Genomic DNA, 23,993 nt, shown 5'->3' with positions numbered 1-23,993 from the left:
TCAGCCCTCGAGCTCGTCCGCGACGGCGCGCAGCGCGGCGGCGTACGCCTTGCCGCGTGCGGCGTCCGGGTAGCGGCCACGGCGCAGGTCCCCGCCGACGCGGTCGAGCACCTTGATGAGGTCCTCGACGACGACGACCATCTCGTCGGGCTTGCGGCGCTGGGCCTTGGCCACGGACGGCAGCGGGTCCAGCAGGGTGACGGACAGCGCCTGAGGTCCGCGCTTGCCGTCGGCGACGCCGAAGTCGACCTTGGCGCCCGGCTTGGGCGCGGTCACGCCCGCGGGCAGCGCCGAGGCGTGCAGGAACACCTCGCCGCCGTCGTCGGCGGCGATGAACCCGAACCCGCGCTCGGTGTCGAACCACTTGACCTTGCCGGTGGGCACGGCGGACCCCTGTCGTGAGATGAAGGAACAGTCGGCGCCTAGGCTACCGGCCCCCGCACGGACATTCGTGCCCGGCGCCCGGCGTCGACCCCCGGGCCGCGCGCGGATCCGTGGGTTGTCCCCCTCGTGGTCGCGCACGGGGCCGGGAAGGCTGACCGGGTCACCACCACCACCCGGGAGCACCTCATGACGACGACGCACGACCACCTGGCCCGCACGCACGAGCCCCAGCCGCTCGACGAGGGAACCGTGCGAGTCCGGGGCGACGCGACCGTGCTGTCGCAGCTCGGCTGGTTCGTCCTGGCCATGGCCACGGTCGCGGGGCTGACGATCGGGCAGGACAACCTGGTCACGCAGATCATGCGCGGGCTCGCGGCGCTCGTCCTGACGCTCGGCTGCGGGCTCGGGCTGCTGCGCGGTCAGGCGCTGCGTGCGGCGTGGTGCGCGCTCGGCGTGGCGATGGCGACGACGCTGCTCGTGCGCATGTGAGGTCCGGTCAGCCCTCGGCCAGGCGGTCGAGCGCGAGCCCGGCCAGGAGTGCGGCACCGGTGGCCAGCGCCGCGTCGTCGAACCGCGCGTACGGCGAGTGGTTGTACGGCGCCGTGACCGGGTCCCCGTCCGCCGCCAGCGCGCTGACGAACACGAACGAGCCCGGCACCTCCTGCAGCACGTAGGAGAAGTCCTCGGCACCGGCCAGCGGCTGCGGCATCGTCTGCCACGCGTCCTCGCCCAGCATCGCGCGCGTCAGGCGCGCGGTCCGCTCGAGCTCGTGCGGGTCGTTGACCGTCACGGGGTAGCCGCGCCGGTAGTCGACCTCGGCGGTCAGGCCGTGCGCGGCGGCGACGTGCTCGCACACCTCGCGCAGCCGCTCGGGTGCGGCCTGCCACGTGTCGCGGGAGAACGTGCGCACCGTGATCTCGAGCGTCGCGGACGCCGGGATGATGTTGTTCGCCGTGCCCGCATGCAGCGCGCCGACCGTCACCACCACGGGGTCGAACGCGTCGAACCGGCGCGTGACCATCGCCTGCAGCGCGAGCACGATCTCGGCGGCGACGGGCACCGGGTCCAGCGCGCGGTGCGGCGCCGACCCGTGGCCGCCGGACCCGTGCACCGTGACGACGACGGAGTCCGCCGCCGCCATGGCCGTGCCCGCGCGCCCGGAGACCACACCGTGCGGCAGCAGGCCCGACGCGACGTGCACGCCGTACGCGGCCACCACGCGCTGGCCGGCGGCGTCGAGCACACCCTGCTCGATCATGATCTCCGCGCCGCCGTCGCCCTCCTCACCGGGCTGGAACATCAGCACGACGTCGCCCGCGACGTCCGCGCGGCGCGCGGCCAGGAGCCGGGCCGCGCCCACCAGCCCCGCCACGTGCATGTCGTGCCCGCACGCGTGCATGAGGCCCACGTGCTCGGACGTGAACGGCTCACCCGTCTGCTCGGTCACGGGCAACGCGTCCATGTCCCCACGCAGCAGCACTGCCGGCCCGGGCCGGCCGCCGCGCAGCACCGCGACCACCGAGCTCAGGCCGTCACCCGTGCTGATCTCCAGGTCGAGCCCCGCGAGCGCGTCGAGCACCAGCGCCTGCGTGCGCGGCAGATCGAGCGCGAGCTCGGGGACGCGGTGCAGCGCGTGCCGCAGCGCGGCGATCTCCGGCAGCATCGCGCGCGCCTCGTCGTGCAGCGCCTTGACCTCGACCACGTCGTCCTCCATCCGCTCGGCTGCGCCCGACGCTATCCGGTCCCGCACCGGGACCCCCAGCCGTCCGCACCGGTCGGCACGTATCGTGGTGCGGATGTCCACGTTCACCGGGTTCCTGCGCGCGTCGCCCGACGAGCAGCTCGCGGTGCTGCTCGCGCGGCGCCCGGACCTGGCCTCGCCGTCGCCGGGCAACCTCACGTCGCTCGCGGTGCGCGCGACGGGGCGTGCGAGCCTCGAGCGCGCGCTCGCCGGCGCCGACGCCGTGCTGCTCCAGGTGCTCGAGGCGGCGCTGGTGCTGGGCGGGGCGCGCACCACGGACCTGCAGCGCGCGATCGCCGGCGGTCCGGACGACGAGGTCGCGCGGGCCGTGGACGACGCGCTCGCGCTCGCGCTCCTGCACCCCGGCGACGACGAGCCCGTGGACGCCCCCACCGCCGGCGGCCCGAGCGACAGCCCGGCCGGACCGGTGCTGCGGGTCGCACCCGGGCTCGCCGAGCTGCTCGGCGCGCATCCCGCGGGCCTCGCGTTCGACGTCCCGGGCCCGCCGGACCTGCCCGCGGACGCGGCGGACGGTCTGCCCGGGCTGCCGCCCGCACGCGACCCGCTGGCCGGACCAGCGCGCGCGGTGCTCGACGCGCTCGCGTGGGGTCCGCCCGTGGGCCTGGCGCCCGCACCCGGGACCACCGCGGGGGACGCGGTCGCGCTGCTGGTGGAGCGCGGGCTGCTGGCCCGCGGCACCGCGCGGCACGTGATCCTGCCGGGCGCGGTCGCGCTCGCGCTACGCGGCGGACGCACGCATCGCGGCGTCGCGACCGCACCGGATCTGACGCACGCGCCGCAGCGCCGCCCCGAGACGCTCGCCGCCGAGGCCGCGACCGCCGGCGAGCGCGTGGTGCGGCTGGTGACGCGGCTGCTGCGGCTGTGGGAGGCCCAGCCGCCGGGCGTGCTGCGTGCGGGCGGGCTCGCGGTGCGCGAGCTGCGGCGCGTGGCCACCGCGCTGGACGTCCCCGAGCCCGAGGCGGCGTTCGTCGTCGAGGTCGCGTTCGCGGCCGGCCTGCTCGCGCAGGACGACGACGACGCACCCGCGTTCGTGCCCACCACCGATGCGGACGCGTGGACCGCGCTCGAGCTGCCCGCGCGCTGGGTCGGGCTCGCCTCGGCGTGGCTCGCCACCACGCGCACACCGTGGCTGGTGGGCACGCGCGACGAGCGCGGCTCATTGATCGCGGCGCTCGACCCCGAGCTCGCGCGCCCGTGGGCACCACGACTGCGGCGCGCGGTGCTGGGCGTGCTGGACCGCGCGCCCGGCGCGGCGCCGGACGCGGCGCTCGTCGTCGACGCGCTCGCGTGGGCGACCCCCCGGTCCGCCCCGCCCCTGACCGCGATCGAGGCGGTGCTCGCGGAGGCGGCCCAGATGGGGCTGCTCGGTGCGGGCGCCCTGAGCGAGCCCGGCCGCCTGCTGCTGGCCGCGCACGACGCCCGCCGGGGCACGGGAGGCCCGGCGGCGGGCACGGACCAGGCGCCCGACCCGGCGGCGGCGTTCGCCCGCGGGCTGGCCCCGGAGGTGGACGACCTGCTGCTGCAGGGCGACCTCACGGGCATCGTGCCGGGCCGGCCCGGACCCGCGCTCGAGGCGCTGATCGAGCGCACCGCGACCGTCGAGTCCCGCGGCGGTGCGCTGACCGTCCGGTTCGGCGCGGACTCGGTGCGCGGCGCGCTCGACGACGGCATGACGGCCGACGAGCTGCTGGAGCGGCTCGCGGCGCACGCGCGCGGCGGCGTGCCCCAGCCGCTGGAGTACCTGGTCCGGGACGCGGCCCGCCGGCACGGCCGCCTGCGCGCGGGGGCGGCCTCGTCGTACCTGCGCGCCGACGACCCCGCGCTGCTCGCGGGTCTCGCGGACGACCCGCGGCTCGCGGACCTGGGCCTGCTGCAGCTCGCGCCCACGGTCCTGGCCGCGCAGGCGTCCACGCACGAGGTGGTCGAGACGCTGCGCGCGCACGGCCTGGCGCCGGTCGCGGAGACGCCCGACGGTCAGGTGCTGCACCTCGAGCGTCCGGTGCGACGCGCGCGCCGCCGCGGGTCGCGCCGTGCGCCCGCGCCCGTCGTCGCGCGACCCGTCGACACGTTCGCGCTGGTGCGGCGGCTGCGCGCGTCGGGCGACCGGTCCGCACCGGTCGAGCCGGACGAGTCCGCCGGGGCGCAGGGCGCCGACACGGCACCCGGGACGCGCGGAACAGCCGACCCCGCCGATGCGTTGGCCCTGCTGCGTGAGGCGGCTGCCGACCGCGCGGACGTGTGGGTCGAGCTCGTGGGCCCGAGCGGCCGGCCCGAACGCCGGCTGCTGCGTCCCCTGAGCCTCGAGGGCGGGCGGCTGCGTGCCGCCGACCTGGCCCGCGAGGCCGAGCTGACCGTCGTCGTGCACCGCATCGTCTCCGTCGAACGCGCCGACGACCCCCGTCCTGAGGAGAGCCCGTGACCGGACCGCTCATCGTCCAGAGCGACAAGACGCTGCTGCTCGAGGTCGACCACGACCAGGCCGACGCGTGCCGGCGCGCGATCGCGCCGTTCGCCGAGCTCGAGCGCGCCCCCGAGCACGTCCACACCTACCGGCTCACGCCGCTGGGCCTGTGGAACGCGCGCGCGGCGGGTCACGACGCCGAGCAGGTGGTCGACGTGCTGCTCGAGTACTCGCGCTACCCCGTGCCGCACGCGCTGCTCGTCGACGTCGCGGAGACCATGGCGCGCTACGGCCGGCTGCAGCTGGTCCAGGACCCGGTGCACGGACTGGTGCTGCACGCGCTCGACGCGGCCGTGCTGGCCGAGGTCATGCGCTCCAAGCGCACCGCGGGCCTGCTCGGCGCGCGGATCGACGCGCACGACGTCGTCGTGCACCCCTCGGAGCGCGGTCACCTCAAGCAGGTCCTGCTCAAGCTCGGCTGGCCCGCGGAGGACCTCGCCGGCTACGTGGACGGCGAGGCGCACCCGATCACGCTGGACCAGGACGGCTGGACCATGCGGCCGTACCAGCAGCAGGCGGTCGACGGGTTCTTCCACGGCGGGTCCGGCGTGGTGGTCCTGCCGTGCGGCGCGGGCAAGACGATCGTCGGGGCTGGGGCCATGGCCAAGTCGTCCACGACGACGCTGATCCTGGTGACGAACACGGTCTCGGCGCGGCAGTGGCGCGACGAGCTGGTGCGGCGCACGTCGCTGACCGAGGACGAGATCGGCGAGTACTCGGGTGCGCGCAAGGAGATCCGCCCGGTCACGATCGCCACGTACCAGGTGCTCACCACCAAGCGGCAGGGCGTCTACACGCACCTCGAGCTGCTGGACGCGCGCGACTGGGGCCTGGTGGTCTACGACGAGGTGCACCTGCTGCCCGCACCCATCTTCCGGATGACCGCGGACCTGCAGGCGCGCCGCCGCCTGGGGCTGACCGCCACGCTGGTGCGCGAGGACGGCCGCGAGGACGAGGTGTTCTCCCTGATCGGGCCCAAGCGGTTCGACGCACCGTGGAAGGACATCGAGGCGCAGGGCTACATCGCGCCCGCGGAGTGCATCGAGGTGCGCCTGACGCTGCCGGACGCCGACCGCATGGCGTACGCGACCGCCGAGCCCGAGGAGAAGTACCGGCTCGCGGCCACCGCGAGCGGCAAGAACCGCGTGGTCGAGCAGCTGGTCGCGCAGCACGAGGGTGAGCCGACGCTCGTCATCGGCCAGTACCTGGACCAGCTGCACGAGCTCGCCGAGCACATCGGCGCGGACCTCATCACGGGCGAGACCACGGTGCGGGAGCGTCAGCGGCTGTTCGACGCGTTCCGCAGCGGCGAGATCTCCAAGCTCGTCGTCTCGAAGGTCGCGAACTTCTCGATCGACCTGCCCGAGGCGTCCGTAGCCATCCAGGTCTCGGGTTCGTTCGGGTCACGGCAGGAGGAGGCGCAGCGCCTCGGGCGCATCATGCGGCCCAAGGCCTCGGGCCGCACCGCGCACTTCTACACCGTGGTCGCGCGGGACACCGTGGACCAGGAGTTCGCGGCGCACCGCCAGCGGTTCCTGGCCGAGCAGGGCTACGCGTACTCGATCCTCGACTCCGACGACCTCTCGGCGGCCTGAGCGTCAGGCGGGGCGCACCGGGTACCACCGCGCCCCGAACCGGCGTGTGAGCGTGCGGCCCTCGATCTCGGCGCGCTCGTCCAGGTGGTGCAGCACCGCCCAGCCTGCGCGGCGGGCGTGCGCGTCGTCGTCGGCCTGGTAGCGGACCGTGACCCGCGCGCGGCCGCGCACCACCTCGACGTCGGACGCCTCGACCACGACGAGCGTGCGGGCGAACGCCACGGCGTCCGGCAGCAGGTCGGGCGCGGCCGTGCCGGGCCGGAGCAGCCCGACGAACGCGCGGACGCGGTAGGACGGCACTCAGCACCCGCTCCGCGGGACAGGGGTCGGGGCACGCACGCCCGTACCGTAACCGCCCCGCCACGGCTCGTTCGCCCGTCCGACGAGGACGCGTCGCCGCCGCGTGGCAGGCTGGCCGGATGCCTGCCCTCCCGACGCCGCAACCAGGCCCGGGGGCTGCCGGCCCCGCGCTGCGCCGCGCGCTGGGCGTGCGGGACGCGGTCGTCGTCGGGCTGGGCGCGATGCTCGGTGCGGGCGTGTTCGCGGCGTTCGCCCCGGCCGCGCGGGCCGCGGGCACAGGGCTGCTGATCGGCCTCGCGCTCGCGGCAGCGGTCGCGTACGCCAACGCGACGTCGACCGCACAGCTCGCCGCCGAGCTGCCCACGTCGGGCGGCGCGTACGCGTTCGGCCGCGCGCGGTTGGGCCCCTGGTGGGGGTACGTGGCCGGGTGGGGGTTCGTCGTCGGGAAGACCTCGAGCTGTGCCGCGATGGCGCTCACGTTCGCGGCGTACGTGGCCCCGGCCGGGTGGGAGCGGCCCGTCGCGGCGGCCGCGGTGGTGCTGCTCGTCGTCGTCGCGGACCGCGGGGTCACGCGGACCGCGCTCGTCGCGGCCGGGCTGCTGCTGGTCGTGCTCGTGGTCCTCGGCGTGGTGGTCGCCGCGGGCGCGACCGGTGGCACGTGGCCACCGCCGGGGTCGTCGGCCGGCACGACGAGCGTGCGCGGCGTGCTCGAGTCCGCGGGTCTGTTGTTCTTCGCGTTCGCGGGCTACGCGCGCATCGCGACGCTCGGCGAGGAGGTCCGGGAGCCGGCCCGCACCATCCCGCGCGCGATCCCCCTGGCGCTCGCGATCGCCGTCGCGCTCTACGCGCTCGTCGGCGTCACGGTGCTCGCGGTGCTCGGCCCGGACGGCGCCGCCACCTCGAGCGCCCCGCTGTCCGACGCGGTCGACACGGTGGGTTGGGCCTGGGCAGTGCCGGTGGTGGGCGTGGGGGCCGCGGCGGCGTCGCTCGGCGCGCTGCTCGCGCTGGTCGCGGGCATCGGGCGGACCGCGCTGGCCATGGCCCGCGAGGGCGACCTGCCGCGCGGTCTCGCGGCGGTCGACGCGCGGCACCGCGTGCCCGCGCGCGCCCAGCGTGTGCTCGGCGTCGTGGTCGTGGCGCTCGTGCTGACGGTCGACCTGCGGGGCGCGATCGGCTTCTCGTCGTTCGGCGTGCTCACGTACTACCTGATCGCGAACCTCGCGGCGTGGCGCCAGCCGCGCGAGCACCGTCGCTGGCCCCGCGCGCTGCAGGCCGGTGGCGCGGCGGGGTGCGTGCTGCTCGCGCTCACGCTGCCGACCGCGGCCGTGGTGGGCGGCGTCGCGGTGCTCGCCGTCGGCGTGCTGGTGCGCCTGGTCCGGCTGCGCGTCGCGGCCTGAGGCGTGCGGCGAGCGGTCAGGCGGTGACGCGCTCGCGGGCCACCTGGCGCACGTGCGCCAGGAACGACTCGGCGAGCACCGCACCCGTGGCGGTCACCTCGGCCTCGCGCGCCGTGTAGTCCGCCAGGATCGCGGCGGTGTCCACGGTGCCGTCCCACTGCGCCCAGTCCCGCAGCGTCGTCGTCGAGGCCTCGGGGTGGAACTGCACGCCCCACGCCGAACCGACGCGGAACGCCTGGTACGGGTACTGGTTGGAGGACGCGAGCCACACCGCGCCGCGGGGCAGGTCCACCACCGCGTCGGAGTGCAGCGTGGGCTGCGCCGTGACCTTGCGGTCGGCAGGGCCGGGCAGGCCGGCCACGAGCGGCCCGACGAGCGCGTCGGACGCGGCCTCCGGACGCCACCAGATGTCCACCACGCCGGCCTCGGGCCCGGGAGGCGCCGCCACCTGCACGCGCCCGCCGGTCGCCACGGCCAGCAGCTGCGCACCCAGGCACACGCCGAGCGTCGGCACACCCGTACGCGCGGCGTCCGCCATCAGGGTGCGCAGCGCGGGCAGCCACGGCGCGGCCTCGTCGTCGTAGGCGCTCATGTGGCCGCCGAGGACCACGAGCCCGTCGCCCACCTGCTCGAGCGAGGGCACGGCGTCGCCGAGATCGGCGCGCAGCACGGTCACGTGCGCGTCGCTCCACCAGCCGGCGAAGCGGTCCAGGGGGACGTCGGGCGAGCTCTGCACCACGGTGAGTCGAACGGTCACGCCTCCCGACGCTACCGCCACCAGGACGCGTGTCCGAAACCCGCTGCTCATCGCCCTGCGCGGCACTCCAGCCCCGTTCCGGTTCACCCGGAACGTCCGGGTCGGTCCCGCGCCGACCCCCGCAGGCCCGCGGCCGGTCCCCAGCGACTTCTCAGGCAACGCCCAGCCGAGGGGAGCAGGATCGAGCCATGAGCACGCACGCCACCGAGCCGCAGGCCCGCCTCCTGGTCGTCGACGACGAACCGAACATCCGCGAGCTGCTCGCCACGAGCCTGCGGTTCGCGGGATTCGAGGTGCACGCTGCGGCGGACGGCGGCTCGGCGCTGCGCCTGGCGCGTGACGTCCAGCCGGACCTGCTGGTGCTCGACGTGATGCTCCCGGACATGGACGGCTTCACCGTGACGCGGCGGCTGCGGGAGAAGGGCCAGCACATGCCCGTGCTGTTCCTCACCGCGCGCGACGACACCGCGGACAAGGTGCAGGGCCTGACCGTGGGCGGCGACGACTACGTGACGAAGCCGTTCAGCCTCGAGGAGGTCGTGGCGCGCATCCGCGCGATCCTGCGCCGGACCAGCCCCGACGACGAGGGCGACAACGTGCTGCGCTACGCCGACCTCGAGCTGGACGACGACTCGCACGAGGTGCACCGCGCCGGCCAGGAGATCGACCTGTCCCCCACCGAGTTCAAGCTGCTGCGCTACCTCATGCTCAACGCGGGACGCGTGCTGTCCAAGAGCCAGATCCTGGACCACGTGTGGCAGTACGACTGGGGCGGCGACGCGAACATCGTCGAGTCCTACATCTCCTACCTGCGCCGCAAGGTCGACTCGCTGACCGGTCCGGACGGCGAGCGGCTGCCGCCCCTGATCCACACCAAGCGCGGCGTGGGCTACCTGCTGCGCGAGATGTCGTGACCCGGCCCGACCCCGGGCCCGTCCCCCCGCCGCCGGTCGAGGCCGAGCCGGTCGCCCCCGGTGAGCCGTCGCGCACGGTGCTGAGGCGCTGGTGGTCGGGCGTCCCGCTCGTCGGGCGGCTCGTGTCGATCTCGGCCGTGCTGCTGGCGCTGGGGCTGCTGTTGACCGGCATCACCGCGACCACGCTGCTGCAGCGCAATCTCGTCCAGCAGGTCGACGACAAGCTGCGCACCGAGGGCGTCCAGCTCGCGAACGCGTCCCTCAACAACAACTGGGACGCCCAGGGCCCGCCCACGGACTACTACGGGCTGCTCATCAAGGACGGTGAGCCGTACACGATGTTCGCCCCGCGCGCGGATGCGCTCGCGGACCGGGGGACGCCCTCCCTGCCCTCGCTCACGTACCGGCAGGCCGAGGCGCGACGCGGTCAGCAGTTCACGGTCTCGTCGGACACGGGCGAGCACTGGCGAGCGGTGGCGTACCCGGTCGAGTCGACCGACTGGGTGGTGCTCATCGCGCTGCCGCTCTCGGACGTCTCGGAGACCGTCGAGCAGATGGTGCTGGTCCTCGCGCTCTCGGGTGCGGTGATCCTGCTGGCCGCGCTGTTCGTCGGCCGGTGGGCGGTGCGCCGTTCGCTGCGGCCCCTCACGCACATCGAGCACACGGCCGCCGCGTTCGCCGCGGGCGACTTCTCGCAGCGCGTGCCGGCTGCGCCCGCGAGCACCGAGGTCGGCCGGCTGGGTGAGGCGCTCAACGGCATGCTCGCGCAGATCGAGCAGGCGTTCGCGGTGCGCACCGCGTCGGAGGCGCGCATGCGGCGGTTCGTCGCGGACGCGTCGCACGAGCTGCGCACGCCGCTCGCCGCGATCCGCGGGTACGGCGAGCTGTACCGGATGGGCGCGCTCACCAGCAAGGACCAGGTCGACGACACGATGCGGCGCATCGAGTCGTCCGCGACCCGCATGGGCAGCCTCGTCGAGGACCTGCTGTCGCTCGCGCGGCTCGACGAGCGCCGCCCGCTGCGGCACGACGCGGTGGACCTCACCGTGGTCGCGGCGGACGCGGTCAGCGACCTGCGTGCGCTCGACCCGACGCGCACCGCGCGCATCGTGCCGCTCGTGCCGGGCGGCCCGACGGGACCCGTCGTCGTCGACGGCGACGAGGCCCGCCTGCGGCAGGTCGTCGCCAACCTCGTCGGGAACGTCGTGCAGCACACCCCTCCGGGGACAGCGGTCGAGATCGCGGTCGGCCTGCACGGCGGGCGCGACGCGCGGCCCGTCGGGGTGGTGGAGGTGCGCGACCACGGCCCCGGCATCGACCCCGAGCACGCCGCGCGCGTGTTCGAGCGGTTCTACCGCGTGGACGCCTCGCGCGGGCGCGACTCGGGCGGCGCGGGCCTGGGCATGGCCATCGTCGCCGCGATCGTGACCGCGCACGACGGGCACGTCGCGCTCGCGCAGACGCCCGGCGGTGGCACCACGGTCCGCGTGGAGGTGCCGGTCACACCGACGAAGCCGCCGTCGCCCGGCGTGTCGTAGCGGCACGCCGGGTGCGGGCGGCCGGACCCGGGACCGACGGGTGACGGCCGCGCGGGCAGGGCTACGATGACCCGTCCCTGTCGCCGTCGTGAGGTTTCTCCATGGGCGTCCATGACGCGCCTGCGTGGCTGCTGCCCGCCTTCGTCCGCAACGTCGTCGGAGCCGGGGCCACGGCCTCACCCGAGGAGATCCGCGCCGCGGGCGACCGCCTGCTCGAGCGCTGGTCCTCCCCGGGCCGTGAGTTCCACAACGTCAAGCACCTGGTGGACGTGCTGGTCCGGGTCGACGAGCTCGACGAGGAGAGCCACGAGCCGCACCTGGTGCGCCTGGCCGCCTGGTACCACGGGGCGATCTTCGACTCCGCGGACCGGAAGGCGTACGCCAACAAGGGCGGCGAGGACGAGGCCGCGAGCGCACGCGTCGCGTTCGACGAGCTGCTCGCGCTCGGCGTCCCGCAGGAGAACGCCCAGCGGGTGCACGAGCTGGTCAACGCGCTGGTGCGGCACAGCCCGGACTCGGCGGACCCGGACTGCGCGGTGCTGTGCGACGCGGACCTGGCCGTCCTGGCCACCGAGCCGCAGCGGTACAAGGCGTACCTCAAGGACGTGCGGGCGGAGTACGCGCACCTGCCCACCGAGGACTACGTGCGTGCGCGCGTCCGGATCCTGCACAAGCTCCTCGCACGCAAGTCGCTGTTCTCCTCCCCGCTGGGTGCGGCGTGGGAGGAGCCCGCACGGCAGAACGTCTCGGCCGAGCTGCAGCGCCTCGAGAAGGAGCTCGCGTGCCTCGACTCCGCACGCGCGGCCGCGCAGGCGGCCTCGGACCAGCCCGCGGCGGGTCCGGCGCAGCCGTGATCCTGCTCGACCCTCCGCTGTGGCCGCGCCACGGGCGGATGTGGTCGCACCTGGTCAGCGACTCCTCGCTGGCCGAGCTGCACGCGTTCGCTGCGCGCACCGGCATCCCGGAGCGCGCGTTCGACCTGGACCACTACGACGTGCCCGACCGCATGCACGACGAGCTCGTCGCGGCCGGCGCCGTGCCGGTGGACTCACGCGAGCTGATCCGCCGCCTGCGTGCGAGCGGGCTGCGCGTCCCCGCGCGGGAACGACGCGCCTAGGCTGCGCTCATGCACCTGCGCGCGCTCGACCAGTCCGCGAAGCTCAGGGACGTCCTGTACGAGATCCGGGGCGCGACCCTCACGGAGGCCGCGCGCCTCGAGGCCGAGGGCCACGCGGTGCTCAAGCTCAACACGGGCAACCCGGCCGCGTTCGGGTTCGAGGCGCCGCACCAGATCGTCCGGGACGTCATCGCCGCGATCCCGACCGCGCACGGGTACAGCGAGTCGCAGGGCATCCTGTCCGCGCGGCGCGCGGTGGTCACGCGGTACGAGACCGAGCCCGGCTTCCCGCAGTTCGACGTCGAGGACGTGTTCCTGGGCAACGGCGTCTCCGAGCTCATCACCATGGTCATGCAGGCGCTGCTCGACGAGGGCGACGAGGTGCTCATCCCCGCACCGGACTACCCGCTGTGGACCGCGATGACCTCGCTCTCCGACGGCAAGCCGGTCCACTACCGGTGCGACGAGTCCACCGGGTGGCAGCCCGACCTCGAGCACCTCGAGTCGCTGATCACCGCGCGCACCAAGGCGCTCGTCGTGATCAACCCCAACAACCCGACCGGGGCGGTCTACTCGCGCGAGACCCTGGCGGCGCTCGCGGACATCGCCCGCCGGCACTCGCTGCTGCTGCTGGCCGACGAGATCTACGACCGCATCCTGTTCGACGACGCGGTGCACGTCCCGCTCGCGTCGATCGCGCCCGACCTGCTGTGCCTGACGTTCAACGGGCTGTCCAAGACGTACCGCGTCGCGGGGTACCGGTCCGGGTGGATGGTCGTCACGGGCCCCCGCGAGCACGCCAAGGGCTTCCTCGAGGGCATCCAGCTGCTCGCGTCCACGCGCCTGTGCGCGAACGTGCCCGCGCAGCACGCGCTGCAGGCCGCGCTGGGCGGCGTGCAGTCCATCGAGGCGCTCGTGGCACCCGGCGGCCGCCTGCACGAGCAGCGCGACATCGCGTGGCGCGGCCTGACCTCGATCCCCGGTGTCACGTGCGTGCGCCCGTCCGGAGCGCTGTACCTGTTCCCGCGCCTGGACCCCGAGGTGCACCAGATCCACGACGACGCGCGCCTGGTCTACGACCTGCTGGTGAGCGAGCACATCCTGCTGGTGCAGGGCACGGGGTTCAACTGGCCCGACCCGGACCACCTGCGCATCGTCACGCTGCCCGAGGCTCGCGTCCTGGCCGAGGCGGTCGAGCGGCTCGGCAACTTCCTCGCGTCGTACCGCCAGTGACCTGACGGGCCGTCGGCGTCAGGACGCGGCGAACCGGGCGTGGACGGTCGACTCGACCGTGATGTCCTCGGGCTTGAGCTCGAGCCCGCCGCCGTCGGCCTCCTTGGCCGCGCCGCGCGTCATCGCGATGCCCGCCTCGGCGGGCACGGGCCGGCTCTGGTCGCCCAGCATGCCCGGCTCGGCGAGCGCGACCGCGCGCACGTCGCTCAGCCCGAGCGCACCGGCGTAGACGCGGGCGCGCGCCACGGCGTCGGCCACCGCACGCTCGCGCGCGTCCACGACGAGGCGGCGGCGCGTCAGATCGGTCAGCGCCCACCGCACGCCGTGCACGGTGACGCCGTCGAGCGCGGCGACCTGCTCCACCCAGTCGGCCAGCCGTGCGAGGTCGGAGAACTTGACCTCGAGCTGCACGCTCGCGTGGTGCACCATCGCCAGCTGCTTGCCCTGGTTGTTCCACGGCCGCTGCCCCCACACGCTCAGCCGCTGCGAGGACCACCACGTGACGGGCCCGGCGGACGGGTCGTGCAGCGCACGGACCTGCTCGACCAGGCGCGCGTGGGCCTGCGTCGTGCGGCGCACCACGTCGTCCCGGCCGGGTCCCTCGAACCCGACCGCGAGCGTGACGGTGCCGCGCTCCGCGGGGTGGTGGTGCGTGAATCGGCCTTCGACGGTGACGACGGTCTCCTGCACACGCCGAGGCTAGCTGTACTGACGCGCCGCGCACGACGAACGGGCCGGTCGCCCGAAGGTGACCGGCCCGTCCTGGGTCGTGCTGCCGGGTGCGTCAGCGCCCGGCGGGTGGAGCGGGGTGACTCAGAAGCCGCCGCCGAAGTCCTCGCCACCGCCGGCGGGGGCCGCGGGGGCCTTCTCCGGCTTGTCGGCCACGACGGCCTCGGTGGTGAGGAACAGCGCCGCGATCGACGACGCGTTCTGCAGCGCCGAGCGCGTGACCTTGACCGGGTCGTTGACGCCCGCGGCCAGCAGGTCCTCGTACGTGTTGGTCGCGGCGTTGAGGCCGTGGCCGGTGGGGAGGTTGCGCACCTTCTCAGCCACGACGCCGCCCTCGAGACCGGCGTTGATCGCGATCTGCTTGAGCGGGGCCTCGATCGCGAGCTTCACGATCTGCGCACCGGTCGCCTCGTCGCCCTCGAGCGAGAGGTTCTCGAACGCCGTCTTGCCGGCCTGGATGAGCGCGACGCCACCACCGGCGACGATGCCCTCCTCGACGGCCGCCTTGGCGTTGCGCACGGCGTCCTCGATGCGGTGCTTGCGCTCCTTGAGCTCGACCTCGGTCGCCGCACCCGCCTTGATGACGGCCACGCCGCCCGCGAGCTTGGCGAGGCGCTCCTGGAGCTTCTCGCGGTCGTAGTCCGAGTCGGAGTTGTCGATCTCGGCGCGGATCTGGGCCACGCGGCCGGCGATCTGCGCGGCGTCGCCCGTGCCCTCGACGATCGTGGTCTCGTCCTTGGTCACGACGATCTTGCGCGCCGTGCCGAGGACCTCGAGGCCCACGGTGTCGAGCTTGAGGCCGACGGTCTCCGAGACGACCTGACCACCCGTGAGGATGGCCATGTCCTGCAGCATCGCCTTGCGGCGGTCGCCGAAGCCGGGGGCCTTGACGGCGACCGACTTGAACAGGCCACGGATCTTGTTGACGACGAGCGTGGCCAGGGCCTCGCCCTCGACGTCCTCGGCGATGATGAACAGCGGCTTGCCGGCCTGGATGACCTTCTCCAGCAGCGGCAGCAGGTCCTTGACGTTCGAGATCTTCGACTCGACGAGCAGGACGTACGCGTCCTCGAGGACCGCCTCCTGGCGCTCCGGGTCGGTCACGAAGTACGCCGACAGGAAGCCCTTGTCGAAGCGCATGCCCTCGGTGAGCTCGAGCTCGAGGCCGAGCGCGTTGGACTCCTCGACGGTGATGACGCCTTCCTTGCCCACCTTGTCGAGGGCCTCGGCGATGAGCTCGCCGATCGCGGTGTCACCGGCGGAGATGGCGGCCGTGGCGGCGATCTCCTCCTTGGTCTCGACCTCCTTGGCCTGGGCCAGGAGCTGCTCCGTCACGGCGTCGACGGCCTTCTCGATGCCGCGCTTGAGCGCGATCGGGTTGGCGCCGGCTGCGACGTTGCGCAGGCCCTCGCGCACGAGCGCCTGGGCGAGGACCGTGGCCGTCGTGGTGCCGTCACCGGCGACGTCGTCGGTCTTCTTGGCGACCTCCTTGACGAGCTCCGCGCCGATCTTCTCGAACGGGTCCTCGAGGTCGATCTCCTTGGCGATGGAGACGCCGTCGTTGGTGATCGTCGGCGCGCCCCACTTCTTGTCGAGCACGACGTTGCGGCCCTTGGGGCCGAGCGTGACCTTGACGGTGTCGGCGAGGACGTTCAGACCCCGCTCGATGCCGCGACGGGCCTCCTCGTTGAAGGCAATGATCTTGGCCATGTGGCGAGCGATCCTTCGTTCGGTTCGGGTCGGCCGGGGGTGCCCGCGACGGACGACGACGAGCCGCGCGGTCAGGTTCCCGCGAGCCCGCCGTCTCACCTGACGGCCGGGTGGTTCTGTCACTCTCCACCGGAGAGTGCTAAGTCCAATGGTTAGCACTCGACCCCCCGGAGTGCAAGGCGCGTGCGCGGTAGGGTGCCGCTCGTGCCTGGTGACGACGCCCGCACCACCCGCCGCGTGCGCCGGGTGCGACTGCGCGCGCTGCTGGTCGGCGGCGGCACCGCCTGGGCGGTGCTGGCGGTCGCGCTGCCGCCCGCCGCGCTCGAGGCGCCGGCCGTCGCGCAGGAGGCGCCCCGCTCGTCGTTCGCGGTGGTCGAGCTGTACCAGGACGGCGTGGGCCTGGCCCCCGACGGCTCGGTCGCGCAGGTCCCGGCGGGCACGGCCGGCGCGTACCTCGAGGGCACGCGGGTGCTCGACCCGCGCGTCGCGCACCTGAGCGCGGTGCTCGACGGCGGGCAGGCGGCGCCCGGGCTGACCGCCGCACGCACCCTGGCCGACGAGCAGCGCGCGTGGCTCGCGGTCGGCACGGTCCCCGGTGCGGGTGGCCCGCACGAGGACATGGCGCGCACGGCGCTGCTCGACCTGCGCACGCTGCTGCTGCCCGACGGCGCGCTGGTCGCCGGGTGGTCGCCGCGGTGGCGCTACGTGTGGCCACGGGACGCCGCGTTCGGTGCCGTGGCGCTCGCCCGCACGGGCCACCTGACCGACGCGCTCGAGATCCTGGACTTCCTGGGCCGCGTGCAGGACGCCGACGGCGGATTCGAGGCGCGCTACCTGCCCGACGGCTCGGGCCCGCCGGACGACCGCCGCGCGCAGACCGACGGCCAGGGCTGGGCGATGTGGGCCGCGGGCCAGGTGCTCGCGCAGGTGCCGGCGGGTCCGGTGCGCACGTCGGTCGCACTGCGCCTGACCCCGCTGGTGGCGCGCGCGGTGGAGGCCACGCTCGCGCAGCTCGGCCCGGACGGCCTGCCGCCGGCGTCGCCCGACTACTGGGAGAAGGACGAGCACGCGCTCACGCTGGGCACGGTCGCGCCGCTGGTCGGGGGCCTCGAGCAGGCGGGGGTGGTGCTGACGGCGGCAGGGGACGTGACGCGCGCGACCACGGCCGCCGCCGCGGCGGCCGACCTGCGCCGCGTGACCGTCGCCCGGTTCGGGCCGGACTACGCGCGGTACGCGGCGGACCAGCCCGGCGGCGCCGGGCTGGACGCGGCCGCGGCGTTCGTCGGCGCACCGTTCTGGGCCCAGCCCGCCCCCGGGGCGCCCGAGGCGCGCGTCACGGCCGCCGCGCAGATGCGGCGCCCGGTGGGCCTGGCGCCCGCGGGCCAGTGGCGTGACGACGGCATCACGTGGACGCCGCAGACGTCGCTGTTCGCGTGGGTCGCGGCCGAGAACGGCGACGACGAGGCGGCCCGGGCCTGGCTGGACGCGATCGACGCGCACCGCACCGGCTCGGGGTCGATCCCCGAGAAGATCCTGGCCGACGGGCGGCCGGCGGCCGTGGCGCCGCTCGCGTGGAGCGCCGCCAACGTGCTTCTGGCGCTCGACGCGCTCGACCGTTGACGCCCGCCCCGCGGCGCGCGCGTCAGGTCAGGACGGGAGCGCCTGCGTGAGCACGACGCTGATGCCGTCGGCCGCCTGCGCGGCGTCGAGCACCACGGTCGTGAGCCCGAGCGACGACGCGACCAGGTCCGCGGTCGCCTTGTCCGCATCGGTCGCGTAGAACACGGTCGAGGTCGCCGGCGCGGTCCCGCCGAAGTTGTCGGCCGTGACGTTGGTGAAGCCCGCGGCCTCGACCTTCCCGGCCGCGGTGGCCGCCAGCCCCTGGATGCCGGCGGCGTTGTAGACGACGACGGGAGCGCTCAGGTTCGCCTCGGGCGCGTCCTCGGTCTCGGTGGGCTCCGCCGACGCCTCGTCGGACTCGCTGTCCGTGGGCTTGCCCGTGGTGCTCTTCGTGGGGGCCGCCGACGTCGTCGTGTCCTCGTTCGCCCCGGGTGCCGCGGGCGCGTCGTTCCCCCGCGAGACGTACGTGACGGCGCCGTAGGCCACGGCCACGGCGATCACGGGGATGACGAGGAACGGCCACCATCGGCTCCACGCCGAACGCGGCGCGCGGTGCACGCCGCGGGGGGACGTGGGGTCCGGGGGCGCGTCGAACTCGTCGTCCGGGTAGGGGTAGTCGGCCTTGCTCACGGCAGGAAGGCTATCTGCCCGGGCTGGCTGGTCCCGCCACGAGGGCGGTTTGGGGCGTGTCCCGGCGCGGCGTCACCCGTGCGGGAGGGTGGATCAGCCCTCGGCGCCCAGCCGGCGTGCGGTGCGCGCACGCTGCCGCGACGAGCGCATCCGGCGCAGCCGCTTGACCAGCATCGGGTCGTGCGCGAGGGCCGCGGGGTCGTCGATCAGCGCGTTCAGGACCTGGTAGTACCGCGTGGCCGACAGGTCGAACAGCTCGCGGATCGCCTGCTCCTTGGCACCCGCGTACTTCCACCACTGGCGCTCGAACGCGAGGATCGCGGCGTCCCGCTCGCTCAGCCCATCGGCCGGCGAGGGCGACGACGGCTGCTCGGTCAGCAGGGCGGCGGACTCCATGGCGGCCATGCTAGGCCCCGAACCACACCGGTGTCATTCGCCCGCCCGGGCGTCGCGCGCCACACGCGCGCCGCTCCCGCGCACACCCGGCGACGGCCCGCGCAGTAGGGTCCGGCGCGTGGACGGAGCACTGCGCGACCTGGTCGCACCGGACTGGGCGGACGCGCTCGCACCCGTGCAGGACCAGCTGCGGGCCGCGGGCCGCTTCCTGCGCGACGAGGTCGCGGCGGGACGCGCGTACCTGCCCGCACCCGACGCGATCCTGCGGGCGTTCGCGCGGCCGATGGCCGAGGTCCGCGTGCTCGTCGTCGGCCAGGACCCCTACCCCACGCCCGGCCACCCGATGGGCCTGTCGTTCTCGGTGCAGCCCGACGTCCGGCCCGTGCCGCGCTCGCTCGCCAACATCTTCGACGAGCTGGTCGCGGACGTGGGTGTCCCGCGCCCGAGCAGCGGGGACCTGACCCCGTGGGCGGACCAGGGCGTGATGCTGCTCAACCGCGTGCTGACCGTGCGCCCGGGGGCACCGGCGTCGCACCGCGGCAAGGGCTGGGAGGCCGTGACCGCACAGGCCATCGCCGCGCTGGTGGGGCGCGGTGGGCCGCTGGTGGCGATCCTGTGGGGCCGCGACGCGCAGGCGCTGCGCCCCGCGCTCGGCACCGTGCCGTCGGTCGAGTCGGCCCACCCGAGCCCGTTGTCGGCACGGCGCGGCTTCTTCGGGTCGCGGCCGTTCTCGCGCGTGAACGCGCTGCTGGAGGCCCAGGGCGGCGACCCGGTGGACTGGCGCCTGCCCTGACGGGCCACGCGCGCGGGGCCCGAACCGGTGCCCCGCGTCGGCGCGCGGAGGCACAATGTGGCGGTGCAGCCGACCACCCCGCCCTGGACCCGCTACGTCGCGATCGGCGACTCGTTCACGGAGGGTCTGTGGGACGCGCCCGACGGGGACGGCGGTCCGGACCGGCCCGACGCGCCGCTGCGCGGCTGGGCGGACCTGCTGGCCGCGCACCTGTCCACGCGCCGGCAGGCGGCCGGTGAGCCCGCGCTCGAGTACGCCAACCTAGCGGTCCGCGGACGGCTCCTGCGCCCGATCCTCACCGACCAGGTGCCCGCGGCCATGGGCCTGCAGCCGGACCTGGTGAGCCTGGTGGGCGGCGGCAACGACATCCTGCGGCCGGCCGCCGACGTCGACCGGCTCGCGCGGGACCTCGAGGCCGCGGTCGTGCGGCTGCGTCGCGCCGGCATCGACGTGCTGCTCGGCACGGGCGTGGACGCCGCCGGGAGCCCGCTGGTCAAGGCCACCCGCTCGCGAGTCGGCGTGTACAACGCCCACATCTGGTCGATCGCCCGGCGGCACGGCGCGCACGTCGTCGACCTGTGGGGCATGCGCTCGCTGCTCGACTGGCGCATGTGGCACGAGGACCGCATCCACCTCACCACCGAGGGCCACGCCCGCGTGGCGCAGGCCGCGCTCGTCGGACTGGGCCTGACGCCCGACGACGAGCGCTGGGACGACCCGCTGGCGCCGCAGCCGCCCGCACCGCGCCTGGACCGGCTGCGGGGCGACGCGCAGTGGGTCCGCACGCACGTCTACCCGTGGGCCACCCGCCGCCTGCGCGGACGCTCGTCGGGCGACACGCGGACCGCCAAGCGCCCGCACCCCGAGCCGGTCACCGCCGACTGACGGCTCAGGAGCAGGCCAGCCCGGTCATGCCCGCGCGGTTCTCGTAGAGGCGCAGGTAGACGTCCGCGCCACCCGCGGCCCAGCCGGGGGCGTACAGCTTGGCGGTGGGCAGGTTGCTGCACGCCCACCCGGGGACCACGCCGGCGAGCGTGCCCCCGCCGTAGCCGGACGTCGACCACACCCACGTGGCCGGGATGTCCGTGGCCGCGGCGAAGTTCGCGGTCACCTCGATGAGCTCGTTGCCGCCCGTCGAGGCCGTGGGCGCAAAGACCGTCACGTACAGGTGGTCGGTGCGCTGGCCCACGGGCTTGCCGTCGCCGTTGCTCGCCCATCGGATGCCCGTCACGGTGCACGGCTTCCCGGCGACGACGGCCTTGGACGTCGCGTTGACCACGCGGCACGTCCCGAAGTCGGACCACGTCCCCGTGGTGACGGCCGCGGTGCCGAAGCCCGCGTTCGTCCAGGCCGCGCTCGTCGGCCTGGCCGCACCACCCAGCAGCGCGGCGGCCGTCAGCAGCACCGCCACCAGGACGACCACCCACGCGGCGGGGCGCCGGACCAGCGCGGTCACGACGCGGTCCCCAGGACGCCGACCGTGAGCGTCACGGCCTTGTTCGCGCACACCGCGGCCGGCGCGGTGGCGGGCATCGTCAGCGTGACCACCGCGGTGGTCCGGCTCGCGGCGGCACCCGCGGGGTCGCCGGCGAGCGGCGCGGCGGGCAGGGCCGAGTAGCCGACCGTGACGCAGGACGCCGCGACCAGGCTCGTCGGGTTCGTCGTCGCCCACGAGAGCGCGAGCGGACCCGTGCCCGCGTTCCACAGGTGCAGCGTGCGCTGCACCGACGTGCCCGGGGTCAGGCCCGTGACTCCCGTGAGCGTCACGGCCGCGGTCGCGGTGTCGGCGGCGACGTACGTGGACGTCGCGCCGCCCGTCGCGCTCACGCGCAGGTCCACCGACGCGGCGGACGCAGTCGCGCCGTACACCGCGGGGTCGGTCCACGCCGCGGACGTGCTCACCGCGCCCAGCCCGAGCAGCGCGCCGAGCGCGAGGAGGGCACGCACGGCGACGGACGCGCGTGCGCGCGCGCTCGTGCCCGTGGTCCTCGGCATGGTGCCTCCGGCGTTCGGGAGCGGTCAGGGTGCGGTCAGTGCGCGGTGGCGACGGGCTCGTCGTGCGGGGCCGTGCCGGCCTCGTCGGCGGGCGTCGTGGTGCGCGCAGCGGTGGCGCGGGGCGCGGCGGGGAGCAGCGACAGCGCCAGCAGGCAGAGCAGCGCGAAGCCCAGCGGGAGGGCGACCGACGGCTGCGTGAGCGTCATGAGCACGCTGCCGCCGCCCGAGACCTGCCAGGCGGGCTGCCAGACCTCGTCGCCGACCACGTACGGGCCGCCGTCCTCGGTCTCGTTCGCGTCGCCCTTCATGCGGACCTCCCACGTGCCGTCGGGCAGGGGGGTCACGGCGACCACGCGGTGCGAGACGATCTTGCCGGTCACGTCGCTGTGGATCGAGGCGACGTCACCCGGGGCGAGCTCGTCCGTGGGTCGCGGCACGTCGATCAGCAGGTCCCCGGTCATGATCCCCGGCTCCATGGAGCCCGAGATGACCACGAGCGGCTGGATCAGGCCCAGCTGCGTCGCGCCCCACGCGAGGATGCTCAGGAGACCGACCGCGGCGACGAGCCACAGGACGGCGTTCCCGACGAACCTCAGCGCACGCACGACGACCTCCTCACGGTGTGCGGGGGTGACGGCCGGCCGACGTGGGACGCCGGCCGGCCGTCACGCGCGATCAGACGCTGGTGCCGGTGAAGACCAGCTGCAGGTCCTGCGACTTGCCCTGGTTGCCCACGGCCCAGTCCGTCGGCGTGGTGACGGTGACCGTCACGGTCGCCTCGGCACCCGCGGCGAGCGTGCCCGCGGGCACGCCCGAGACGGCCACGGTCGGCGCCGCGACGAACGAGCCGGCGCCGGCCACCCACGTGTGCGCCTCGGTGACGGCCTGCTCCACCGAGCCGGAGTTCTTGATCGTGAGCGTCAGCGTGCGCGTCGCGCCCGGGACCAGCTGCGCGAGCTCGGTCGACGGGATGACGATCTTGGCGCTCGCGTCGTCGGCGTCGACGAACGTCGCGGGCGAGGCGAAGTTCTTGCCCTGGAGCTCGAACGTCGCACCCGACGCGCTCGCGGAGAACCAGGCCTGGTCGGTCCACGCGGCGGACGTCGCGGCGGCGCCGATGCCCAGGAGGGCCGCGCCCGCGAGGGAGAACTTGATGATGGCGGCGCGCTTGCGCTTGCGCTCGTCCTGGCGGTCGGTGTCGACGGTCGTCGTGCTCATAGGGGGGCTCCTGAGGGGCTCGGGCGACCGGGGGCTGGTCGCACTCGACGGCCCGGTGCTGCTACCGGACGCGCCTGCAAGGTAGGCCCCGGAACCCGGCGGCGTCCGGGGGCGGGTGAGGTGCTCCCACCTACGCCGTCCGACCTGTCCGATTACGTCACCCGCAGGTCAGAGGGGCAATCCGGACGCGGGGCCGGAAGTCGGACATGTGTCCATGGTCACCTCCGAGGCGCCCGCTGGGCCGTTCGGGTGAGCAGCCGACGGCCCTCACAGCGGCAGGCGCGCCTCCAGGCGGGCACCCCGAGGCACGCGTGGGCGCAGGCTCACGGTCCCGTGCGCCAGGTCCACGCGCTCGGCCAGCCGCGCGGTGCCGCCCGGCGCGTGCGCGACGAGCGGGTCGTACGTCGGGCCGTCGTTCTCCACCGCGACGACGAGCGCGTCCCGCACCAGGTCGAGCTCGACCGTGATCATGGTGACGGGCCCGTTCTTCAGCGCGTTCGTCAGCCCCTCCTCGACCACCCGCACCGCCAGCAGGCGCTGCGACAACGTCAGCGACCCGCGTTCGGGGTCGTCCACCTCGCGCACGGCGTCGGTCGCCGTGACGCGCGTCGCGATCGTGGTGGGAACGCGCGCGAGCAGCGCCCGGACGGCCGGCACGAGCCCGAGCTCGAGCCGCTCGGGGTACAGCAGGCGGCTCATCTGCCGCACGTCCAGCTCGCGGACCGTCTCGAGCTCGGCGCGGACCCAGCGCAGCGACTCCTGCACGTCGGCCTCGTCGATGCGCCCGTCGATCACCTCGTCCAGGCGTGCGCCGACGAGCACGAGCTTCGACTGCAGCGTGCCGTGCAGCCCCTCGGCGACGGTCCGCCGGACGCGGATCTCCTCGTCCTCGAGCGCGCGCACCGCGAGCTCGACCTGCACCGCCTCACGTTCGGCCTGCCGCAGCCCCACCCGGCCACGCCGTTGGAACACCATCGCCCACGCCCCGATGCCCGCGGAGATGAGCCCGGTGGTGATGCCGCCGATGAACTCGGCGCGCCGCGTCGAGGGGTCCGGGTGCTCGTAGACGCCGAACGCGACCTGCGCACCGAACCGGGCGAGCGCCAGCGCGACCGAGCCCAGCAGCACCCCGGCGAGCACGGCCCAGCCGGACCGCCACCGGTACACCCGCATGAGCCACAGCGACCCGACGAGCGCGACGACCCCGACGAGGTTGGCGCCGACGCGCGACCAGACGCTCACGTCGGACCACTCGGGCACGTACCGCGAGTAGATGTACGCCGCCTGCGTCGACGAGCCCAGACCGAACCCGAGCGAGACGATCGCGGCCCCCCGCAGGAAGGACAGCCGGTCCTGCGCGATGTCCCGCTGCTGCGTCGTGTCGAGCATGCCCGGCTCCTCGTCCCTGGGCGGCGCGCGGCCCGATCACCGGACACGCGCCCGC

25 protein-coding genes are annotated in these 23,993 nt (G+C 75.0%); 12 read left to right on the top strand and 13 right to left on the bottom strand.

Features of this window, described 5'->3' with window-relative positions; all coding sequences use genetic code 11:
- Window positions 1–384, bottom strand: a complete 384-nt coding sequence (locus tag CELGI_RS02225; RefSeq protein ID WP_013882486.1) for a cold-shock protein — start codon at window positions 382–384, stop codon at window positions 1–3.
- A 186-nt stretch (window positions 385–570) separates the two neighbouring features.
- Here CELGI_RS02225 and CELGI_RS02220 point away from each other — a divergent pair, with 186 nt between their 5' ends.
- Complete coding sequence (locus tag CELGI_RS02220) at window positions 571–873, top strand: hypothetical protein (protein WP_013882485.1); 303 nt, start codon at window positions 571–573, stop codon at window positions 871–873.
- A gap of 7 nt (window positions 874–880) precedes the next feature.
- Here CELGI_RS02220 and CELGI_RS02215 read toward each other — a convergent pair whose 3' ends face one another.
- Window positions 881–2,098: a M20 metallopeptidase family protein gene (locus CELGI_RS02215; RefSeq protein ID WP_081465410.1), complete on the bottom strand. Its 1,218-nt coding sequence runs from the start codon at window positions 2,096–2,098 to the stop codon at window positions 881–883.
- An 82-nt stretch (window positions 2,099–2,180) separates the two neighbouring features.
- Between CELGI_RS02215 and CELGI_RS02210 the strand changes: the two genes are divergently transcribed.
- Together CELGI_RS02210 and CELGI_RS02205 are read left to right on the top strand one after the other, a co-directional pair.
- A complete protein-coding gene (locus CELGI_RS02210) occupies window positions 2,181–4,565 on the top strand; it encodes a helicase-associated domain-containing protein (protein ID WP_013882483.1) in 2,385 nt (794 codons plus the stop codon).
- Window positions 4,562–6,202 carry a DNA repair helicase XPB gene (locus CELGI_RS02205; RefSeq protein WP_013882482.1) on the top strand — a complete coding sequence of 547 codons (1,641 nt, stop codon included), beginning with the start codon at window positions 4,562–4,564 and terminating at the stop codon, window positions 6,200–6,202. Before CELGI_RS02210 ends, CELGI_RS02205 begins: the two co-directional genes overlap by 4 nt.
- A gap of 3 nt (window positions 6,203–6,205) precedes the next feature.
- Here the strand turns inward: CELGI_RS02205 and CELGI_RS02200 are convergent, their stop codons facing one another.
- A complete protein-coding gene (locus CELGI_RS02200; RefSeq protein ID WP_013882481.1) occupies window positions 6,206–6,502 on the bottom strand; it encodes a hypothetical protein in 297 nt (98 codons plus the stop codon).
- A gap of 119 nt (window positions 6,503–6,621) precedes the next feature.
- Between CELGI_RS02200 and CELGI_RS02195 the strand changes: the two genes are divergently transcribed.
- On the top strand, window positions 6,622–7,899 hold the full coding sequence (locus CELGI_RS02195) for an APC family permease (protein WP_013882480.1): 1,278 nt from the start codon (window positions 6,622–6,624) through the stop codon (window positions 7,897–7,899).
- 16 nt (window positions 7,900–7,915) lie between these two features.
- On the opposite strand, the gene CELGI_RS02190 is transcribed toward CELGI_RS02195, so the two are convergent.
- Window positions 7,916–8,656, bottom strand: coding sequence for a type 1 glutamine amidotransferase (locus CELGI_RS02190; RefSeq protein WP_245528150.1), 741 nt, complete (start codon window positions 8,654–8,656; stop codon window positions 7,916–7,918).
- A 188-nt stretch (window positions 8,657–8,844) separates the two neighbouring features.
- Here CELGI_RS02190 and CELGI_RS02185 point away from each other — a divergent pair, with 188 nt between their 5' ends.
- The 5 genes from CELGI_RS02185 (at window position 8,845) to CELGI_RS02165 (ending at window position 13,458) form a co-directional block, all read left to right on the top strand.
- Window positions 8,845–9,570, top strand: coding sequence for a response regulator transcription factor (locus CELGI_RS02185; protein ID WP_013882478.1), 726 nt, complete (start codon window positions 8,845–8,847; stop codon window positions 9,568–9,570).
- Complete coding sequence (locus CELGI_RS02180; protein ID WP_013882477.1) at window positions 9,567–11,108, top strand: sensor histidine kinase; 1,542 nt, start codon at window positions 9,567–9,569, stop codon at window positions 11,106–11,108. Before CELGI_RS02185 ends, CELGI_RS02180 begins: the two co-directional genes overlap by 4 nt.
- A gap of 101 nt (window positions 11,109–11,209) precedes the next feature.
- Complete coding sequence (locus tag CELGI_RS02175) at window positions 11,210–11,962, top strand: HD domain-containing protein (protein WP_013882476.1); 753 nt, start codon at window positions 11,210–11,212, stop codon at window positions 11,960–11,962.
- Window positions 11,959–12,225: a DUF4031 domain-containing protein gene (locus CELGI_RS02170; RefSeq protein WP_013882475.1), complete on the top strand. Its 267-nt coding sequence runs from the start codon at window positions 11,959–11,961 to the stop codon at window positions 12,223–12,225. Before CELGI_RS02175 ends, CELGI_RS02170 begins: the two co-directional genes overlap by 4 nt.
- Window positions 12,226–12,234: 9 nt before the next feature.
- Entirely contained in the window at window positions 12,235–13,458 is a 1,224-nt protein-coding gene (locus tag CELGI_RS02165; protein WP_013882474.1) for a pyridoxal phosphate-dependent aminotransferase, read from the top strand.
- Window positions 13,459–13,476: 18 nt separating this feature from the next.
- On the opposite strand, the gene CELGI_RS02160 is transcribed toward CELGI_RS02165, so the two are convergent.
- Both CELGI_RS02160 and groL read right to left on the bottom strand, forming a co-directional pair.
- On the bottom strand, window positions 13,477–14,148 hold the full coding sequence (locus tag CELGI_RS02160; RefSeq protein WP_013882473.1) for an SIMPL domain-containing protein: 672 nt from the start codon (window positions 14,146–14,148) through the stop codon (window positions 13,477–13,479).
- A gap of 123 nt (window positions 14,149–14,271) precedes the next feature.
- Window positions 14,272–15,897 carry a chaperonin GroEL gene (groL, locus tag CELGI_RS02155; RefSeq protein ID WP_013882472.1) on the bottom strand — a complete coding sequence of 542 codons (1,626 nt, stop codon included), beginning with the start codon at window positions 15,895–15,897 and terminating at the stop codon, window positions 14,272–14,274.
- 204 nt (window positions 15,898–16,101) lie between these two features.
- Here groL and CELGI_RS02150 point away from each other — a divergent pair, with 204 nt between their 5' ends.
- Window positions 16,102–17,517 carry a glycoside hydrolase family 15 gene (locus CELGI_RS02150; RefSeq protein ID WP_150104639.1) on the top strand — a complete coding sequence of 472 codons (1,416 nt, stop codon included), beginning with the start codon at window positions 16,102–16,104 and terminating at the stop codon, window positions 17,515–17,517.
- Between the two features lie 27 nt (window positions 17,518–17,544).
- Here CELGI_RS02150 and CELGI_RS02145 read toward each other — a convergent pair whose 3' ends face one another.
- A complete protein-coding gene (locus CELGI_RS02145) occupies window positions 17,545–18,147 on the bottom strand; it encodes a LytR C-terminal domain-containing protein (protein WP_013882470.1) in 603 nt (200 codons plus the stop codon).
- Between the two features lie 93 nt (window positions 18,148–18,240).
- Window positions 18,241–18,543 (bottom strand): DUF3263 domain-containing protein, encoded by a 303-nt coding sequence (locus CELGI_RS02140; RefSeq protein WP_081465315.1) that lies wholly within the window; start codon window positions 18,541–18,543, stop codon window positions 18,241–18,243.
- 118 nt (window positions 18,544–18,661) lie between these two features.
- Here CELGI_RS02140 and CELGI_RS02135 point away from each other — a divergent pair, with 118 nt between their 5' ends.
- The gene (locus CELGI_RS02135) at window positions 18,662–19,336 is read left to right on the top strand and encodes a uracil-DNA glycosylase (protein ID WP_013882468.1); all 675 of its coding nucleotides are present in this window, start codon (window positions 18,662–18,664) and stop codon (window positions 19,334–19,336) included.
- A 57-nt stretch (window positions 19,337–19,393) separates the two neighbouring features.
- Window positions 19,394–20,221 carry an SGNH/GDSL hydrolase family protein gene (locus CELGI_RS02130; protein WP_013882467.1) on the top strand — a complete coding sequence of 276 codons (828 nt, stop codon included), beginning with the start codon at window positions 19,394–19,396 and terminating at the stop codon, window positions 20,219–20,221.
- Between the two features lie 4 nt (window positions 20,222–20,225).
- Here CELGI_RS02130 and CELGI_RS02125 read toward each other — a convergent pair whose 3' ends face one another.
- From CELGI_RS02125 to CELGI_RS02105, 5 genes are all read right to left on the bottom strand, one after another.
- Complete coding sequence (locus CELGI_RS02125) at window positions 20,226–20,792, bottom strand: hypothetical protein (protein WP_013882466.1); 567 nt, start codon at window positions 20,790–20,792, stop codon at window positions 20,226–20,228.
- The gene (locus CELGI_RS02120) at window positions 20,789–21,331 is read right to left on the bottom strand and encodes a hypothetical protein (RefSeq protein WP_013882465.1); all 543 of its coding nucleotides are present in this window, start codon (window positions 21,329–21,331) and stop codon (window positions 20,789–20,791) included. The genes CELGI_RS02125 and CELGI_RS02120 overlap by 4 nt, the downstream gene beginning before the upstream one ends.
- Before the next feature lie 35 nt (window positions 21,332–21,366).
- The gene (locus CELGI_RS02115; RefSeq protein WP_013882464.1) at window positions 21,367–21,936 is read right to left on the bottom strand and encodes a signal peptidase I; all 570 of its coding nucleotides are present in this window, start codon (window positions 21,934–21,936) and stop codon (window positions 21,367–21,369) included.
- A 70-nt stretch (window positions 21,937–22,006) separates the two neighbouring features.
- Complete coding sequence (locus CELGI_RS02110) at window positions 22,007–22,549, bottom strand: hypothetical protein (RefSeq protein WP_013882463.1); 543 nt, start codon at window positions 22,547–22,549, stop codon at window positions 22,007–22,009.
- 267 nt (window positions 22,550–22,816) lie between these two features.
- Window positions 22,817–23,938, bottom strand: coding sequence for a sensor histidine kinase (locus CELGI_RS02105; RefSeq protein WP_013882462.1), 1,122 nt, complete (start codon window positions 23,936–23,938; stop codon window positions 22,817–22,819).
- Window positions 23,939–23,993: the final 55 nt, after the last annotated feature.

The organism is Cellulomonas gilvus ATCC 13127, from assembly GCF_000218545.1.
GTDB classification, from domain to species: Bacteria; Actinomycetota; Actinomycetes; order Actinomycetales; family Cellulomonadaceae; genus Cellulomonas; species Cellulomonas gilvus.
This window is presented reverse-complemented; position numbering and strand designations above follow the sequence as displayed.

Excerpts from the sequence above, each read along its gene's own strand:
- CELGI_RS02120 (WP_013882465.1), bottom strand. The coding sequence starts at position 21,331 with ATGCCGAGGACCACGGGCACGAGCGCGCGCGCACGCGCGTCCGTCGCC.
- CELGI_RS02195 (WP_013882480.1), top strand. The coding sequence starts at position 6,622 with ATGCCTGCCCTCCCGACGCCGCAACCAGGCCCGGGGGCTGCCGGCCCC.
- CELGI_RS02210 (WP_013882483.1), top strand. The coding sequence starts at position 2,181 with ATGTCCACGTTCACCGGGTTCCTGCGCGCGTCGCCCGACGAGCAGCTC.
- CELGI_RS02215 (WP_081465410.1), bottom strand. The coding sequence starts at position 2,098 with ATGGAGGACGACGTGGTCGAGGTCAAGGCGCTGCACGACGAGGCGCGC.
- groL (WP_013882472.1), bottom strand. The coding sequence starts at position 15,897 with ATGGCCAAGATCATTGCCTTCAACGAGGAGGCCCGTCGCGGCATCGAG.
- CELGI_RS02220 (WP_013882485.1), top strand. The coding sequence starts at position 571 with ATGACGACGACGCACGACCACCTGGCCCGCACGCACGAGCCCCAGCCG.
- CELGI_RS02175 (WP_013882476.1), top strand. The coding sequence starts at position 11,210 with ATGGGCGTCCATGACGCGCCTGCGTGGCTGCTGCCCGCCTTCGTCCGC.
- CELGI_RS02140 (WP_081465315.1), bottom strand. The coding sequence starts at position 18,543 with ATGGAGTCCGCCGCCCTGCTGACCGAGCAGCCGTCGTCGCCCTCGCCG.
- CELGI_RS02110 (WP_013882463.1), bottom strand. The coding sequence starts at position 22,549 with ATGAGCACGACGACCGTCGACACCGACCGCCAGGACGAGCGCAAGCGC.
- CELGI_RS02105 (WP_013882462.1), bottom strand. The coding sequence starts at position 23,938 with ATGCTCGACACGACGCAGCAGCGGGACATCGCGCAGGACCGGCTGTCC.
- CELGI_RS02185 (WP_013882478.1), top strand. The coding sequence starts at position 8,845 with ATGAGCACGCACGCCACCGAGCCGCAGGCCCGCCTCCTGGTCGTCGAC.
- CELGI_RS02165 (WP_013882474.1), top strand. The coding sequence starts at position 12,235 with ATGCACCTGCGCGCGCTCGACCAGTCCGCGAAGCTCAGGGACGTCCTG.